The sequence below is a fragment of the Pseudomonas frederiksbergensis genome, assembly GCF_001874645.1.
Lineage (GTDB): Bacteria > Pseudomonadota > Gammaproteobacteria > Pseudomonadales > Pseudomonadaceae > Aquipseudomonas > Aquipseudomonas frederiksbergensis_B.
This window is the reverse complement of record NZ_CP017886.1, coordinates 1697033-1712708: the sequence shown is the minus strand read 5'-3', so window position 1 is coordinate 1712708 and position 15676 is coordinate 1697033. Positions and strand designations below refer to the sequence as shown.

13 protein-coding genes and 1 pseudogene are annotated in these 15676 nt (G+C 60.2%); 9 read left to right on the top strand and 5 right to left on the bottom strand.

Features of this window, described 5'->3' with window-relative positions:
- The first annotated feature begins 19 nt into the window (after positions 1–19).
- The 4 genes from BLL42_RS08545 to BLL42_RS08530 are packed head-to-tail and all read left to right on the top strand — an operon-like array spanning position 20 to position 2757.
- Positions 20–328 (top strand): hypothetical protein, encoded by a 309-nt coding sequence (locus BLL42_RS08545; RefSeq protein WP_071551666.1) that lies wholly within the window; start codon positions 20–22, stop codon positions 326–328.
- Positions 328–1188, top strand: coding sequence for a DUF72 domain-containing protein (locus BLL42_RS08540; protein WP_071551665.1), 861 nt, complete (start codon positions 328–330; stop codon positions 1186–1188). The genes BLL42_RS08545 and BLL42_RS08540 overlap by 1 nt, the downstream gene beginning before the upstream one ends.
- 32 nt (positions 1189–1220) lie before the next feature.
- On the top strand, positions 1221–2042 hold the full coding sequence (locus BLL42_RS08535) for an isocitrate lyase/PEP mutase family protein (protein ID WP_071551664.1): 822 nt from the start codon (positions 1221–1223) through the stop codon (positions 2040–2042).
- 16 nt (positions 2043–2058) lie between these two features.
- Positions 2059–2757 (top strand): extensin-like domain-containing protein, encoded by a 699-nt coding sequence (locus BLL42_RS08530; protein WP_071551663.1) that lies wholly within the window; start codon positions 2059–2061, stop codon positions 2755–2757.
- 22 nt (positions 2758–2779) lie between these two features.
- On the opposite strand, the pseudogene BLL42_RS08525 reads toward BLL42_RS08530, so the two are convergent.
- Positions 2780–3399: pseudogene (locus tag BLL42_RS08525) on the bottom strand (energy transducer TonB).
- 93 nt (positions 3400–3492) lie between these two features.
- Between BLL42_RS08525 and BLL42_RS08520 the strand changes: the two are divergent.
- Positions 3493–4275 (top strand): class I SAM-dependent methyltransferase, encoded by a 783-nt coding sequence (locus BLL42_RS08520; RefSeq protein WP_071551662.1) that lies wholly within the window; start codon positions 3493–3495, stop codon positions 4273–4275.
- A 133-nt stretch (positions 4276–4408) separates the two neighbouring features.
- Here BLL42_RS08520 and BLL42_RS08515 read toward each other — a convergent pair whose 3' ends face one another.
- Positions 4409–5056, bottom strand: coding sequence for a TetR/AcrR family transcriptional regulator (locus BLL42_RS08515; protein ID WP_071551661.1), 648 nt, complete (start codon positions 5054–5056; stop codon positions 4409–4411).
- 93 nt (positions 5057–5149) lie between these two features.
- Here BLL42_RS08515 and BLL42_RS08510 point away from each other — a divergent pair, with 93 nt between their 5' ends.
- The 3 genes from BLL42_RS08510 to BLL42_RS08500 all read left to right on the top strand — a co-directional run bounded on the left by BLL42_RS08510 (position 5150) and on the right by BLL42_RS08500 (position 10861).
- Positions 5150–6238, top strand: coding sequence for an efflux RND transporter periplasmic adaptor subunit (locus tag BLL42_RS08510; protein ID WP_071551660.1), 1089 nt, complete (start codon positions 5150–5152; stop codon positions 6236–6238).
- A gap of 6 nt (positions 6239–6244) precedes the next feature.
- Entirely contained in the window at positions 6245–9310 is a 3066-nt protein-coding gene (locus BLL42_RS08505; RefSeq protein WP_071551659.1) for an efflux RND transporter permease subunit, read from the top strand.
- A 198-nt stretch (positions 9311–9508) separates the two neighbouring features.
- Positions 9509–10861: a Fic family protein gene (locus BLL42_RS08500; RefSeq protein ID WP_071555719.1), complete on the top strand. Its 1353-nt coding sequence runs from the start codon at positions 9509–9511 to the stop codon at positions 10859–10861.
- 53 nt (positions 10862–10914) lie between these two features.
- On the opposite strand, the gene BLL42_RS08495 is transcribed toward BLL42_RS08500, so the two are convergent.
- The 3 genes from BLL42_RS08495 to plsB form a co-directional block, all read right to left on the bottom strand.
- Positions 10915–11289 carry a DUF6124 family protein gene (locus BLL42_RS08495; protein WP_071551658.1) on the bottom strand — a complete coding sequence of 125 codons (375 nt, stop codon included), beginning with the start codon at positions 11287–11289 and terminating at the stop codon, positions 10915–10917.
- A gap of 610 nt (positions 11290–11899) precedes the next feature.
- The gene (locus tag BLL42_RS08490) at positions 11900–12589 is read right to left on the bottom strand and encodes a DUF4197 domain-containing protein (RefSeq protein ID WP_071551657.1); all 690 of its coding nucleotides are present in this window, start codon (positions 12587–12589) and stop codon (positions 11900–11902) included.
- Positions 12590–12619: 30 nt separating this feature from the next.
- Entirely contained in the window at positions 12620–15124 is a 2505-nt protein-coding gene (gene plsB / locus BLL42_RS08485) for a glycerol-3-phosphate 1-O-acyltransferase PlsB (protein WP_071551656.1), read from the bottom strand.
- A gap of 247 nt (positions 15125–15371) precedes the next feature.
- On the opposite strand from plsB, the gene BLL42_RS08480 reads away from it, so the two are divergent.
- Entirely contained in the window at positions 15372–15581 is a 210-nt protein-coding gene (locus tag BLL42_RS08480) for a cold shock domain-containing protein (protein ID WP_071551655.1), read from the top strand.
- Positions 15582–15676 lie beyond the last annotated feature (95 nt).

The following is a 15676-nucleotide window of genomic DNA, read 5'->3' as shown; positions in this document are numbered from 1 at the left end:
CGATAGCGAGATTGTACATATGCGCATAGACGGCCTTTCCTCTCAGTCCTACCCCATCAAGCGCAAGCCTCGCAAAGGCAATGTGTCGGTGGACGAGTCTCTCGAGGATATCGATGGCGAGCAGGAGTTCCCTTCTGAAGAGCAACTGGCCGCCCGCGCCGCCAAGGCTTCTGCGCAACGTCTGAGCAATCTCCCCGCCCGTCAGCAGGACATGATCTACCACCGCGCCATGAGCAAAAGCGTGGCGATGGCCCTGGCCAGCTACCTGAGCACCGCGGCTTTCGTCGATTGGGATATGGAAGTGCTGGGTCTCGACCTGCACATCTGATGCGGCTGCCCTATTGCCTCGGTTGCCCGTCCTGGAGCGAAAACGCCTGGCGCGAGTACCTGTATCCGCAAAATGCCCGTCCCAATGAATTTCTCGGCCTGTATTCGCAGGTGTTCAATGCCGTTGAAGGCAACACCACGTTCTACGCGCGCCCTGCACAGGCGACGGTGGAGCGCTGGGCGCAGACGATGCCGGAACACTTTCGTTTTACCGCCAAATTCCCCGGCGACATCAGCCACGGCGGCGACCTGCGCGAGCAACTGAGCGCCGCCGAAACCTTCGTGCAATTGCTCAGTCCGCTCGGTGAGCGGGTTTCACCGCTCTGGCTGCAGTTGTCGGCAGCGTTTACCCCGCAACGGCTCGCCGAGCTGGCCGGGTTTATCGATGGGCTGCAGCGGCCTTTGGCGGTCGAAGTGCGGCATCGGGATTTCTTCGCCAAAGGCGATGCCGAACGCAGACTCAATCGCCTGTTACTGGACCGTAGCGTGGAGCGCATCTGCCTCGATCCACGGGCGCTGTTCAGTTGCACGTCGACTGAACCCTCGGTGCTCCACGCACAAGCGAAAAAACCCAAGGTGCCACCTCGTCCGGCGGCCTTCACCCAGTTCCCGCAGGTGCGTTTCATCGGTCATCCGGTGCTTGAAGCCAACGATTCGTTCCTGACGCCGTGGGTCGAGAAAATCGCCCAATGGATCGAAGAGGGCCGCACTCCGTACATCTTCCTGCACACCGCCGACAACCTGCTGGCCGCCGCTTTGGCGCAACGCTTTCATACTCGGTTGATGGCACGATTGCCTGGCTTGCCGGCCCTGCCTGAGCTATACAGAGAGCCCGCCGCCGAGCAGCTTGGGTTGCTCTGACGACGGGTTTTCCCTTCTACAGGAGCGAGCCAATGGATGCGCAAACCCTTAGAGCCCAGGCGTTCAAGGCCTTACATGAAAGCCCCGGGGCTTTTGTGATTCCCAATCCGTGGGATGCCGGTTCGGCAAAAATGCTCGCCAGCCTGGGTTACCAGGCATTGGCGACCACCAGTGCCGGTTATGCTTTTTCGCTGGGCCGCCCGGACGGCGCGGTAAAACTTGAAGAGACGCTGGCCAACGTTCGGGCGATTGTCTGTGCGAGCGATCTGCCGGTCGCGGTTGATCTGGAAAATGGTTTTGCCGACAGCCCGCAGCAATCCGCCGAGAGCCTGCTGCGCGCCGCCAGTGTGGGTGCGGTCGGTGGCTCGATCGAAGACGCCACCGGCCGTGAAGACGGCCCGATTTACTGCTTTGAACACGCCGTCGCGCGGATCGAAGCGGCTGTCGCCGCAGCGCGCAGTTTGCCGTTCCCGTTCATCCTGACCGCGCGTGCCGAGAATTACCTGCACGGTAATCCGGATCTGGTCGATACCATTCGCCGCTTGCAGGCCTTTGCCGAGGCCGGCGCCGATGTACTTTATGCGCCGGGCCTGCGCAGCGCTGAAGAGATACTGGCGGTGGTGCGTGCCGTGGCGCCGAAACCGGTCAATGTGTTGATGTCTGGCGGTCTCAAGTTGAACGTGGCGCAGCTCAGTGAAATGGGCGTCAAGCGGATCAGCGTCGGCTCGGCCATGGCCCGTGCCGCCTACGGAGCGTTTTATCAGGCCGCGCAGGAAATTCAGGGGCAAGGCACCTTCGACTTCGCCGATTGCACGCTGCCGTTTGGGCAGATCAATCAGATGTTCAAAGGCTGACTCACAGGGAGTTGTCGTGCGGGTTCTGAAAGTGTTGTTGGGGGTGATGCTGGTGATTGGCGGGTTGCTGGTGGGGGTCTGGCGCGGCTGGCTGCCGTTGCCAGCGGCCTGGAACCCTTGGGCGCCGCTGGATGTCCGGGCCCCGCCGAACCTGCTGACACGCTTCAAGTTGATGAGACTGCGCGATAATCCGCCACTCTGCGACCAGGTGCTCAGCGGTGCCGGGTTGAAGTTCACCCGCCAGGCCGACAGCAACCCGGACGTTGATTGCCCGCTGAACAACACGTTGCGCGTGCAAGGCGGCGAGGTGGCGCTGAGCAGCAGCTTTCTCGCCAGTTGCCCGTTGGCAGTGGCATTTGTGCTGTTCGAGCGGCACGCCCTGCAACCGGCAGCAGAGGCCACTTATGGGCAGGCAGTGGCGCGGGTCGATCACCTCGGCAGTTTTGCCTGCCGCAATATGTACAACCGCGAAAACGGTTCACGCAGTCAGCACGCGACGGCCGATGCACTGGATATTGCCGGCTTTCGCCTGGCGGACGGGCGCAGTATCAGCGTGTTGCGGGACTGGCCGAAGGACAATGACGATGCGCGCTTTCTACGCAAGGTTCGCGATGGCGCGTGTGACATGTTCAGCGTGGTGTTGAGCCCGGACTACAACGCCGCTCATCGCAACCATTTTCATCTGGATGTCGGGCCGTGGTGGGTTTGCCGCTAGGGGAAAAGGCTAAAACTCAGGATCAGGCAGCGATGCGCAGGTTTTGCAGGACAATCGGGCGGGCCCAGCCGTTATCGAAGTCGAATTGCTTCTGTTGCTCGACCAGCTCTGCGTGAGGGTAGGGGGTTGCCGGCTTGTCCAGCAGATCGAGTTCGAACTCGGCAATCGGCAGGTGCAACGGACGCGGTTGCGGTGCCGGGCCCGGCGTAGGCGGTGGCTGACCGGCAGCCAGGACGATCGGGCGCACCCAAGCGCTTTCGAAGTCGTGTTGTTTCTGTTGCGCGAGAATTTCTTGCGGCAGGAACGGCGGTGCCGGTTTGTCGGCCAGGTCCATTTCGAACTCGGCAATCGGCAGGAACAGCGGCTCCGGCGGGCGGACTTCGGTGTCCTTCACGTCGCAGGTGCGCTGCGTGACGATGTGTTCGAGCAGCTCAGCACCAGCGGTCGGTTCGACCGGGCCATCGACGGCGACGGGGGTGAAACTGCCAGGAGCCGGTGCAGCATCGCCCAAATGATCAGCCAGCGCCTGGGCAAAAAATCCTGCCACAGGTGACTGACGCCGCTCAGTGCTTGGGAATTGCGCAGGCCATAATCGCCGACGGGCGAAAGGTAGCCTACTGATGTGCGTTGAATGTCTGACATTTCTCTCGGTCGACGCTCAGCTCTGGCAAAATGCTCGATAGTTTTGTTATCGGCCGTTTTTGCCGATCATTAATTTTTTGAGTGTGTTTTCTGATGAGTGAGCAACCCGCGGCCAGCCGCATCAAAGTCCAGGCCCTGGCCGAGGCGTTTCAGGCACGCGCCGAACAGTGGGCCGAGCGATTGAACTTGCCATTGCTGCTGGACGATGCCGAGTTTGCACTGCAAGTGGGTGAGCACGGTTTGCAACTGCAACAGCTCGGCCCGGACGCACCGGGGCCGGTGCGGGTGGACTTTGTCGAGGGCGGCGCCGCCCATCGCCGGTTGTATGGCGGCGGCAGTGGTCAGATGATTGCCAAGGCTGTCGGGGTCGCTCAAGGCGTGCGGCCGAAGGTGCTGGATGCCACGGCCGGGCTGGGCAAGGATGGTTTCGTGCTGGCAAGCCTGGGCTGCGAAATGAGCCTGATCGAGCGTCAGCCGTTGATTGGCGCGTTGCTGGAAGACGGTTTGGCTCGCGCCGCGGAAGATTTTGAGGTGGCGCCGATTGTGGCGCGGATGACGTTGCTCAAGGGCAACTCGATCGAGTTGATGCGCAACTGGGAAGGTGAGCCGCCGCAGGTGATCTACCTTGACCCGATGTTCCCGCATCGTGAGAAAACCGCGTTGGTGAAGAAGGAAATGCGCCTGTTTCGCCCGTTGGTAGGCGATGACCCGGACGCGCCGGCACTGCTCGAAGCCGCACTCGCACTGGCCAGCCACCGAGTGGTGGTCAAACGCCCACGCAAGGCGCCGTGCATCGAAGGGCCAAAGCCGAGCCATGCGCTGGACGGCAAGTCCAGCCGGTACGACATCTACCCCAAGAAAGCGCTCAAACCCTGATGTGTCCCCGGCGTAGGAGCTGCCGAAGGCTGCGATCTTTTGATTTTTTGGTGCCTTGAAAAGATCGCAGCCTTCGGCAGCTCCTACGCAAAGCAAAGCAAAGCAAAGCAAAGCAAAGCAAAGCAAAGCAAAGCTATCGCGTTGTGTCTGGCCGATACGCCCGTATAAACAACCCCACCACTTCCTGTATGTGAGCCTCGGCCGCGTCCTCGGTCAAGGGTTCGCCACAGCCGTAGAGCAAGCGAAAGTTCGCTGCGCCTTTGAGCAGGCAGAAGAAGTGCTCGGCGGCATTGAGCGGCTTGTCGATGCTCAAGGCGCCGATCTGGTCGATCCTGGTCAGCAAGCGCTCCATGCCCAGCAACATCCGCTGAGGACCTGCTTCGAAGAAGATCAGCGAGAGTTTCGGGTCCTGACTCCCCAGCGCCATGATCAGGCGATGCAGGTTCACCGATTCAGCGCTGTTGATCAGCAGATGAAAGCCTCGGGCGATGTTCAACAGCACGTTCTCGATCGGCATGCCGTCGGGCAGTTCGAAGAACAGTGTGGGCAATTGCTCTTCGCATTTGGCCATCACGGCGGAGGAGAACAGCGTCTCCTTGTCGTTGAAGTGACTGTAAACGGTCAGCTTCGACACACCGGCTTCAGCCGCCACCGTGTCCATGCTGGTGCTCGCGTAACCATTGCTCAGAAAAAGACGTTTCGCCGCTTCGAGGATCGCCTCGCGCTTGGCGAGGTCCTTCGGGCGGCCGGGGCCGTTAGGTGCAGGAAGATTGTTGGACATTTTTCGCTTTAATACTGGACTGGTGAGTTTGCTATTAATAACATACTGGCCAGTATAATTATTCAAAGCTCCATTAGCGAAGGATCGTTCACCATGTTGCGCTTTGCGTTGCCAGTCAGCCTGGCATTCCTGTTGTCTGCGTGCGGCCACGAAGAGCCGGTGCAAGTCACCGTGCGTCCGGCCATGGTGGTTCAGCCGGAGCCTTCCGCGCAGGCAATGGACAGCTATCCCGGCGAAGTCCGCGCGCGTTACGAGCCAGACCTGGCCTTCCGTATTGGCGGCAAAGTCAGCCGACGACTGGTCGAGGAAGGCGAGCGGGTCAAGGCGAATCAGCCACTGGCAGAACTCGATCCCCAGGACGTACGCCTGCAACTGGAAGCGACTCGCGCGCAGGTTGCCGCCGCCGAGGCCAACCTGAATCTGGTGCGTGCCGAGCGTGATCGCTACAAGACCCTGATGGAGCGTCAGATGGTCAGCCGCTCGCAGTACGACAATTCTGAAAACCTCTACCGGGCAGGTGAAGCACGACTCAGGCAGATCAAGGCCGAGTTCGACGTCGCCAGCAACCAGGCCAGCTACGCCGTGCTTCGAGCCCCGCGTGACGGTGTGGTGGCCAAGCGCGCCGTGGAAGTTGGGCAAGTGGTGGCTGCCGGGCAAACCGTCTTCACCCTGGCCACCGACGGCGAGCGTGAAGTGCTGATCAGCCTGCCGGAGCAAAGCTTCGGCCGTTTCAAGGTCGGCCAGCCTGTCACCGTTGAACTGTGGACCCAGCAAGGTCAGCGGTTCGCTGGCAGCATTCGTGAGCTGTCGCCAGCCGCCGATCCAAAATCGCGGACCTTTGCCGCGCGCATCACCTTTACCGCTGGCAAGGTCCCGGCCGAGCTTGGCCAAAGCGCCCGGGTATTCATTCAAATCGCCGACGTGGTGCCGCTGTCGGTGCCGCTCTCGGCGCTCACCGCCGAAAACGGCGCGACGTACGTCTGGGTCGTGGGTGCCAACAACACCCTGAAAAAGGCTCCGGTTCGTGTAGGCGCCTTCGGTGAGAAAACCGTGCCGGTGCTTGACGGCCTGAGCCCCAGCGACTGGGTGGTGGCGGCCGGGGTTCATGTGCTCCATGAGGGCCAGCAAATACGGCCGGTGGATCGCTCCAACCGCGTGGTCAATCTGGCGGTCAAGGAGTAATCCCCGATGCGTTTCAACCTTTCCGAATGGGCGCTGCATAACCGCCAGATCGTACTGTTCCTGATGATTTTGCTGGCGGTCGTCGGCGCGTTGTCCTACACCAAGCTGGGCCAGAGCGAAGACCCGCCGTTCACCTTCAAGGCCATGGTGATCAAGACCAATTGGCCGGGTGCGACGGCCCAGGAAGTCTCGCGGCAAGTCACCGAGCGTATTGAAAAGAAACTGATGGAAACCGGTGAGTACGAGCGGATTGTCTCGTTTTCTCGCCCTGGTGAATCCCAGGTGACCTTCATGGCCCGGGACTCGATGCATTCGGCGCAGATTCCCGACCTCTGGTATCAGGTGCGCAAAAAGATCAGCGACATTCGCCAGACGTTGCCGCCGGGTGTTCAGGGACCGTTCTTCAACGATGAGTTCGGCACCACCTTCGGCAACATCTATGCGCTGACCGGTGAGGGTTTCGATTACGCGGTGCTCAAGGATTACGCCGACCGTATCCAGATCCAGCTGCAACGGGTCAAGGATGTGGGCAAAGTCGACTTGCTCGGGCTGCAGGACGAGAAGATCTGGATTGAACTGTCCAACGTCAAACTCGCGACCCTGGGGCTGCCGTTGGCCGCGGTGCAGCAAGCGCTGGAAGAACAGAACGCGATGTCCAACGCCGGGTTCTTTGAAACCACCAGCGAGCGTTTGCAGCTACGGGTGACGGGCAACTTTCAGACCGTCGACGAGATCAGGAATTTTCCGATCCGCGTCGGTGACCGGACCTTCCGTATCGGCGATGTGGCTGACGTGCGCCGAGGCTTCAACGATCCACCGGCACCGCGCATGCGCTTCATGGGCGAGGACGCTATCGGTCTTGCCGTGGCGATGAAGGAGGGCGGCGACATTCTGGTGCTTGGCAAGGCGCTGGAGCTGGAGTTCGAGCGTATCCAGAACAACCTGCCGGCCGGCATGCAACTGCGCAAGGTCTCTGACCAGCCAGCCGCGGTGAAAACCAGCGTCGGCGAGTTCGTCCAGGTGCTGGTAGAGGCACTGGCGATTGTCTTGCTGGTGAGCTTCTTCTCCCTCGGTGTGCGCACCGGCATGGTGGTCGCGTTGGCCATTCCACTGGTGCTGGCAATGACGTTTGCCTGCATGTATTACCTCGGAATCGGCCTGCACAAAATCTCTCTCGGCGCGTTGGTACTGGCCTTGGGGCTGCTGGTGGACGACGCGATCATCGCCGTGGAAATGATGGCGATCAAAATGGAGCAGGGCTTTGACCGGCTCAAGGCTGCCAGCTATGCCTGGACCAGCACTGCATTCCCGATGCTCACCGGGACGTTGATCACCGCGGCCGGTTTCCTGCCGATTGCCACCGCGCAATCCGGCACCGGTGAATACACCCGCTCGATCTTCCAGGTCGTGACCATCGCGTTGTTGGCCTCGTGGGTCGCTGCCGTGGTGTTTGTGCCCTATCTCGGTGAAAAGCTGCTGCCGGATCTGGCGAAAATTCACGCCGCGAAACACGGTGCCGGCCAGCCGGACCCTTACGGCACGCCGTTTTATCAACGTGTCCGGCGTCTGGTTGAGTGGTGCGTGCGCCGACGCAAAACTGTCATTGCGCTGACCATCTTGTTGTTTGTGGCCTCGGTGGTGCTGTTCCGTTTTGTGCCACAGCAGTTCTTCCCGGCCTCGGGGCGGCTGGAGCTGATGGTTGATCTGAAACTGGCCGAAGGCGCCTCGTTGAGCAACACCAACGAAGAGGTCAAACGGCTGGAAGCGATGCTCAAGGAGCACGCCGGCATCGACAACTATGTCGCCTATGTCGGCACCGGTTCGCCGCGTTTTTACCTGCCACTGGACCAGCAGTTACCGGCGGCGAGCTTCGCGCAATTTGTGGTCCTGGCGAAAACGATCGAGGAGCGTGAAAACCTGCGCACCTGGCTGATCGCAACCCTCGATGAACAATTCCCGGCCTTGCGCTCGCGGGTCACGCGCCTGGAAAACGGTCCGCCAGTGGGGTATCCGGTGCAGTTCCGGGTGACCGGTGAACACATTGAAGAGGTTCGCGCCCTGGCACGTAAAGTCGCGGCCAAGGTGCGTGAGAACCCGCATGTGGTCAACGTGCACCTGGACTGGGAAGAGCCGAGCAAGGTGGTGTACCTGAACGTCGATCAGGACCGCGCGCGAGCCTTGGGCGTGAGCACGGCAAACCTGTCGAAGTTTTTGCAAAGCTCGCTCACAGGTTCCAGCGTCAGCCAGTACCGCGAAGACAACGAGTTGATCGAGATCCTCTTGCGCGGCACCTTGCACGAACGCACCGAGCTGTCGTTGCTGTCTAGCCTGGCGGTGCCGACTGACAACGGCAAAAGTGTCGCGCTGTCGCAGGTGGCTACCCTGGAATATGGCTTCGAAGAGGGCATTATCTGGCACCGCAACCGCTTGCCGAATGTAACGATTCGCGCCGACATCTATGGCAAGGAGCAACCGGCAACCCTGGTCCAGCAGATTCTTCCGACACTGGAGCCGATTCGCGCCGAACTGCCTGACGGCTATTTGCTGGACGTCGGCGGCACGGTGGAAGACTCGACCCGTGGCCAGAACTCGGTGAACGCCGGCGTGCCGTTGTTTATCGTCGTCGTGCTGACCTTGTTGATGCTGCAATTGCGCAGCTTCTCACGCACCGCGATGGTATTTCTGACTGCGCCGTTGGGATTGATCGGCGTCACCTTGTTCCTGATGGTGTTCCGTCAGCCGTTCGGTTTCGTGGCCATGCTCGGGACCATCGCGCTGTCGGGGATGATCATGCGTAACTCGGTGATTCTGGTGGACCAGATCGAACAGGACATCCGCGCCGGGCTCAAACCCTGGCAAGCGATCATCGAAGCCACGGTACGGCGTTTCCGGCCGATCGTGTTGACCGCACTGGCCGCCGTGCTGGCGATGATTCCGCTGTCGCGCAGCGTGTTCTTCGGGCCGATGGCGGTGGCAATCATGGGTGGACTGGTGGTCGCGACAGCGCTGACCTTGCTGTTCCTGCCGGCGCTGTATGCGGCGTGGTTCAGGGTCAAGAAAGAGCCGCTCTGACCCCGGAACCGCAACCCCGCGACCGTGACCCCGCAACCGTAGGAGCTGCCGCAGGCTGCGATCTTTTGACTTTCAAACATCAAAAGATCGCAGCCTGCGGCAGCTCCTACGGTTGTCTCAATTTGTTGAGATATTGAGACAATCCTGCATCTATGCTGTACTCCTGACTCAGTTTCACGAGTTTTTGAGACAGCGATGATGAAAAGCCCTCCAGCCATAGACCCCAGCCTTTTCGAAGCGCTCGGGCAATCGCCCCACAAGGAAAAACTGGTCGACTATCTGGCACTCCTCAAGCCGCTGGATGATCAGGGGCGCTATCTGCCGTTCGATGATCTGCGTTTTCGCTGGCCGCCCGGTCTTGATCCGACCTTGTGCTGGGCCTTGGTGAAAAAGGCCCGAGTGGCGCAGTACGTGCGTTTGTTGCCGCTAGGCGAACCGAGTCAATGGGGTCAGTTCGTTCTTACACCGCTGGCACAGAAAACCCTCTCGACGGTTGATCGTCAGGCAACGACCGCCGCGCTGGAGTACATGACTCATCATATCGGTGAGACGGCGCATTTCAGTTACCTGCTCAATGACCTGATCGAAGACGAAGCCATCAGCAGTAGCCAGCTTGAGGGCGCCGCGACCACCACGCTGGTGGCCAAGGACATGCTCAAGCGCAATCGCCTGCCGCGTACCCCGGATGAGCGGATGGTCATCGGCAACTACAAAATGATGATTTTCGCTTGGGAAAAACGTCACGAGCCATTGAGTGTCGAGCTGATCCGGCAACTTCATCGCGTCGGCGTCGAAGGCATTGATGACTCGCTGTATTCGCCGGGGCTTTTTCGCAGCAATGATCAGGTGGTGGTGCAGGATGGTGAGGGCAATACCGTTCACACACCGCCACCTGCAGCGGGTATCAGCGCTCGGCTCAATGGATTGGCGACCTGGATCAACCAGCCCCACGACGACCCTCTGCGCGCTGATTATGTGCATCCGATGATCAAGGCCATCGCCCTGCATTTTGCGCTGGGCTACGAGCATCCGTTCCGCGATGGCAATGGCCGGGTGGCGCGGGCGTTGTTTTACTGGTTCATGTTCAAGAATGACTTCTCGGCATTTCGCTACATCGCGATCAGCATTCTGCTGCGCAATGCGCCGGTGAAGTACGGTCGCTCTTATGTGCATACCGAGAGTGATGGGCTGGACCTGACGTACTTCATCGATTACCAGTGCTCGGTGATTCTGCGGGCGGTAACCGGGTTCACGGCGGCTTATCAAAAAAGCCGGGTCTACGCCGAAGGTTTTGATCGTTGGCTCGAGGAGTCCGGGCTTTTCAAGCAGTTGACCGAGAAGCAGCGCACGCTGTTTCAGATCGCCAAGAGCGGCATGGCCAAGGAGTTCACCGCGGTCAATGTGAAGGAAAACCTGAACTGCTCCTACAACACCGCTGCCACGACCTTGAACGGATTGGTTGAGTTGAAGCTGTTCGAGAAGAAAAAGATGGGACGCGAGTGGGTGTTCTTTTTAAGTGGCTCATCACACATCGAAACAGATCAGACGTAGGAGCTGCCGAAGATCAAAAGATCGCAGCCTGCGGCAGCTCCTACGCTGTGGTGCTAAGTCTCTGGCTGATCAACGTTATCCAACGCACGGTTCACCGCCAGTTCCGCCAGGGCAACCATCTGTTGAATCGCCAATGCGCTGTTGCGTTTGGGACCGTCGAGTTCAAACGCCAGGTCGCTGGCCATAACATTGGCCGAGGCCAGGGTTTCGCAGGCGTGGGCCAGCAGGGTTTCGCTGTCAACCTGCGGGGCGATGACGAAGATGCAACCGGGCCGGCGGTCGGCCAGTAGTTTCTTGGTTTCAGGTAACAGCAGGTAATGATCGAGCGCCCGGTGAGCGGCGGCGTGAAGCTCTTTGGAGTCGAGGGACGCGTAGGGGGAAACGCTTTCGGCGTCGGCTTCGGGGGGATTGGGTGTGGGTTTGAACATGGCGAAACTCCTCAGTGAGTGGAGTCGCAACCTATGGGCTACCAACCAATAGGGTGGCGACTGAACGCAGGTTGGTAGCCCGGCCACCAAGGAAACCGGTGCGCCCGAAGGCGCCCTGCGCACAGCCGCCATAACAAACAGCAGGCCAAAAGAAAGCGCCCACCGTATGGAAATGTCGGCGCTGTGCGCCTTGGAAAAAGCTCGGGCTACCAAACCCGGTCGCTGAATATGCAGCGACTCGGTAACGATAGAGACGAGGCCCAAAGCGCACAAGCCGGCGGATTCTGGCGTAGGTGTAGGGCGCAACGCAAGGCGCTGTGGCTTGTGACGAATGCAGTTGCCATGCAATTAAACACCACAAACCTGATGGAGGAGTGGCGGTGCGGCGACCCGAAGAAAGAACCGCTCAGACCCCGCAACCGGACCCCGCACCGTGACCCCGGAACCGTAGGAGCTGCCGAAGGCTGCGATCTTTTGATCTTGATCTGCCATTGATTTTCAAGATCAAAAGATCGCAGCCTTCGGCAGCTCCTACGGGGACGGGGTGTGTTGGTTATCGATCGTTCCCACGTGGGAACGATCGAGTCGTTTCGGGGTGTGTTTTCGCGGCTTAGAGCAAGCCGAAGACTTTCTTCGCCAGGCTGGTCGCTGCTTCCGCCGGGTTGGCGCGGATGCCTTCTTCCTTCTGGGCGATCATCTTGAACAGACCGTCCAGGGTCTTTTCCGTCACGTAGCCTTCAATGTTGGCACTCTTGGCATCGAGCACGCCGAAGGTTGCCGCCTGCCCGGCGAACGAGTTGTACTGCTTGGCCAGGCCCACCTGGTCGGTGGCTTGCTTGACGATCGGCAGGAACCTGGCGCGGATTTGTTCGCGGCTGGTCTTGTCCAGGTACTGGGTGGCCGAATCCTTGCCACCGGTAAGGATGCCCTTGGCATCGGTCACGGTCATCTTTTTCACCGCATCCACCAGCAGGGCCTGGGCCTGCGGCATGGCCGCCTCTGCCGCCTTGTTCATGCTGGTTTCCAGTTGATCGACCTGGGCCCCCATGCCGAACTGTTTCATCTTGCTGGCGACCTTGCCCAGATTGCCCGGCAGTTCGATCTTCACTTCAGGGTTATTGCTGAAACCGCCCGGTTTGCCGAGCGTGGTGACGGCCGCTACGGCCCCTTGGGCCAGGGCGTCCTTGAGGCCGCCCGAGGCTTCTCCCTGGGAAAGGCTGCCCAGAGACAGGGCCAGAGCGCTGGCGGAGATCATCAAGCCTGCGCACAGGCCGGCGAAGCGAAGGGTAGGGCGGAGCATGGCAGTTTCCTTGTTCGATAAAGGTAGTGGTTAGTCGGCTTGCGGCGCAGGTACGGGTTGATCCGCCGCATCTTCGCTGCGATGCAGCGCCACCTGACGGATCGACAAGCGAATCTCCGCCGGCAATACCCGTTTGGCGGCGCCTTCAGCCAGTTCGCCGAGCAGTTCGTGATGGCTCAGCTTGCCGGCTTCGTCGCGCTTGAGCACGTCGAGGTCCAGCAGGGTCTGGATGAAGTGGCGGAACAGGCTCTTGTCGAAGAACTCCGGGGCGTTCAGGCCATGCAGAATCGACAGGCGCTGGGCCATGACCGTGCACAGGTCTTCCAGCTCTTCGGCGCTGAGGGTGTTCTGGCCGCTGTTGAGCAGCAGGGAAACCGTCATGTAGAAGCGCTGCAAGGTCTGCGCGATGCTCTTGGACAGCAAGGTCAGCAGCACGAAATGCCGGGAGCTTGGCGCCGGGCGCAGGTACACATTGTTCTCGAAGCGCAGCAGGCCTTGTTCGACAAAGGCGTCGAGCCATTGATCGATCACCGCATCCAGTTCGTCCAGCGACCAGCGGATGAACAACTCCGATTGCAGGTACGGATACAGCGCGCGGGCATAGCGCAGGATCTGTTCGCGGCTCATGCGCGATGCGCTCTGGAAGAAGCTCGCGAGCAGCGCCGGCAGGGCGAAAATGTGCAGCACGTTGTTGCGGTAGTAGGTCATCAGAACGGCGTTTTGCTCGTCCAGATAGAGGATTTTGCCCAGTGCATCGCTTTGCTCGCAAAGCAGGTCCATGTCCTTGACGTGTTCGATCAGCGCACGGCCGTCACCTTCCGGCAGCGTGGTGTGCGGCGAGTAAGGTACGCGGCGCAACAGCGCCAGATACAGGTTGAGCACCCGCGCCATGGCGCGATCGTCCAGCGCCAGACGGCTGGTGGAGAGCAGGGCCAGCGCCACCAGGTTCACCGGGTTGATGGCGGCCGCTTCATTCAAATGCCGCGCCACACGTTCGCCGAGGCGGTTGGTGGTTTCGTTGAGCCAGGCCGGCTTGAACTGCGGGCCGAGCTCCTGAGTGCGCCAATCCGGTTGTTCGCTGTCGAGGAATTGCGCCAGTTTGATTGGCTCGCCGAAGTTCACCGCCACCTGGCCGAAGCGCTGTTTGAGCGCACCGATGACTTTGAAGATGTCGAAGATCGACTCTTTCTTCTTGCTCGCGCCACGCAGTTCACCGAGGTAGGTCCGGCCTTCCAGCACCCGCTCGTAACCGATGTACACCGGGATGAACACGATCGGCATCCGCGACGAACGCAGGAAGCTGCGCAGGGTGATCGCCAGCATCCCGGTTTTCGGTTGCAGCATGCGCCCGGTGCGCGAGCGGCCGCCCTCGACGAAGTACTCCACCGGGAAGCCTTTGGTGAACAGGGTGTGCAGGTATTCATTGAACACCGAGCTGTAAAGCGGATTGCCCTTGAAGGTGCGGCGCATGAAGAACGCCCCGCCACGGCGCAGCAGGCTGCCGATCACCGGCATGTTGAGGTTGATCCCGGCGGCGACGTGCGGCGGGGTCAGGCCGTTGCGAAACAGCAGGTACGACAGCAACAAATAGTCGATATGGCTGCGGTGGCAGGGCACATAGATCACTTCGTGACCCTGGGCGACTTTCTGCACGCCTTCGATGTGGTTGACCTTGATCCCGTCGTAGATCTTGTTCCAGAACCAGCTCAGTACCACTTCCATAAAACGGATCGCGGTGTAGGTGTAGTCCGAGGCGATCTCATTGCCGTAGCGCAGCGCTTGAGCCTTGGCCTTCTCGGGCGAGATGTTCTCGCGCTCGGCTTCGTCGATAATCGCCTGTTTGACCAGTGGCTGATTCAGCAGGCCTTTGACCAGGTTGCGACGGTGGGAAATGTCCGGACCGATGACCGCGGCTTTGAGGTTGCGAAAGTGCACCCGCAAAATGCGTTGGGCCATGCGCACGGTGCGTTCGTGGCCCTTGTTGTGTTCGATCAGCTCGCGCAAGTGGATCGGCGCGGAAAACTGCACGCGGGTCTTGCGCCCCAGAATCATGATGCTCAGCAGACGGCGCAGGCGCCCGGTCACCGCCCAGCTGTCAGCGAAGAGCAATTTCCACGGGCTCGACTCGCTGTCCGGCGACTGGCCCCAGAACACGCTGACCGGAATGATTTGCGCATCTTCGGCCGCATTCTGGCTCAGGGCACTGACCAGCCGGGTCAGGGTGGGCGGTGCGCCGCGTTTGTCCTGGCGGCCAAGCCAGTCGGGCTCGGGAGTCAGGTAGAAGAACGCCGCAGGCTCCAGCAGATTGCCCACCGATGTTGGCAGTACCGGGCGCGGCAGCCCGGCTTTGCTGCATTCGGTATCGACCACGGCGAGGTCGGTTAGCGAAGGATTTTGCAGGACGTAGAACACCGGACGACTGCGGTCGAGGTTGAGGGTAAAGGACGATTGGTTGATCGTCTCCGAGCGAACCCAGAGGTACAACAGTCGGCGCAAGGTGCCAAACACCAGACGGCGGAACGGGGAACGGGTCATACGGCTTCTGCTTTAGTTGAAAAAACCGAGCAAGCGCTCGGGGCCGGTAGTGTGCCGTATTCGTCGAAAATCGGCAAAAAAGCGCCGAAGTAATCTTGAGTTGAGAGTTTTTGCGGCTGTCATATACTCGGCCGGCCGTTTGCCACTATCGGTGCTGTTTCTTACAGTCAACCGAGTGCGGGCAAACGTTATCAAGGCTTGTCCGTGAACAGGCCGACTCAATAATAAAAAGAGGGGGTATTGATTGATGGCAACGCGCGAGACCGGCAACGTGAAGTGGTTCAACGACGCCAAGGGCTACGGCTTCATTCAGCGTGAAGACGGGGCAGACGTGTTCGTGCACTACCGCGCGATCCGTGGCGAAGGCCACCGCTCGTTGGCCGATGGCCAGCAGGTTGAATACGCAGTGGTAGACGGGCAGAAAGGCTTGCAGGCTGAGGATGTAGTAGGTTTGTAACCTTTAAGATCAAAAGATCGCAGCCTGCGGCAGCTCCTACGGGGGCCGGGTACACCTGATCGGCGTAGGAGCTGCCGCAGGCTGCGATCTTTTCG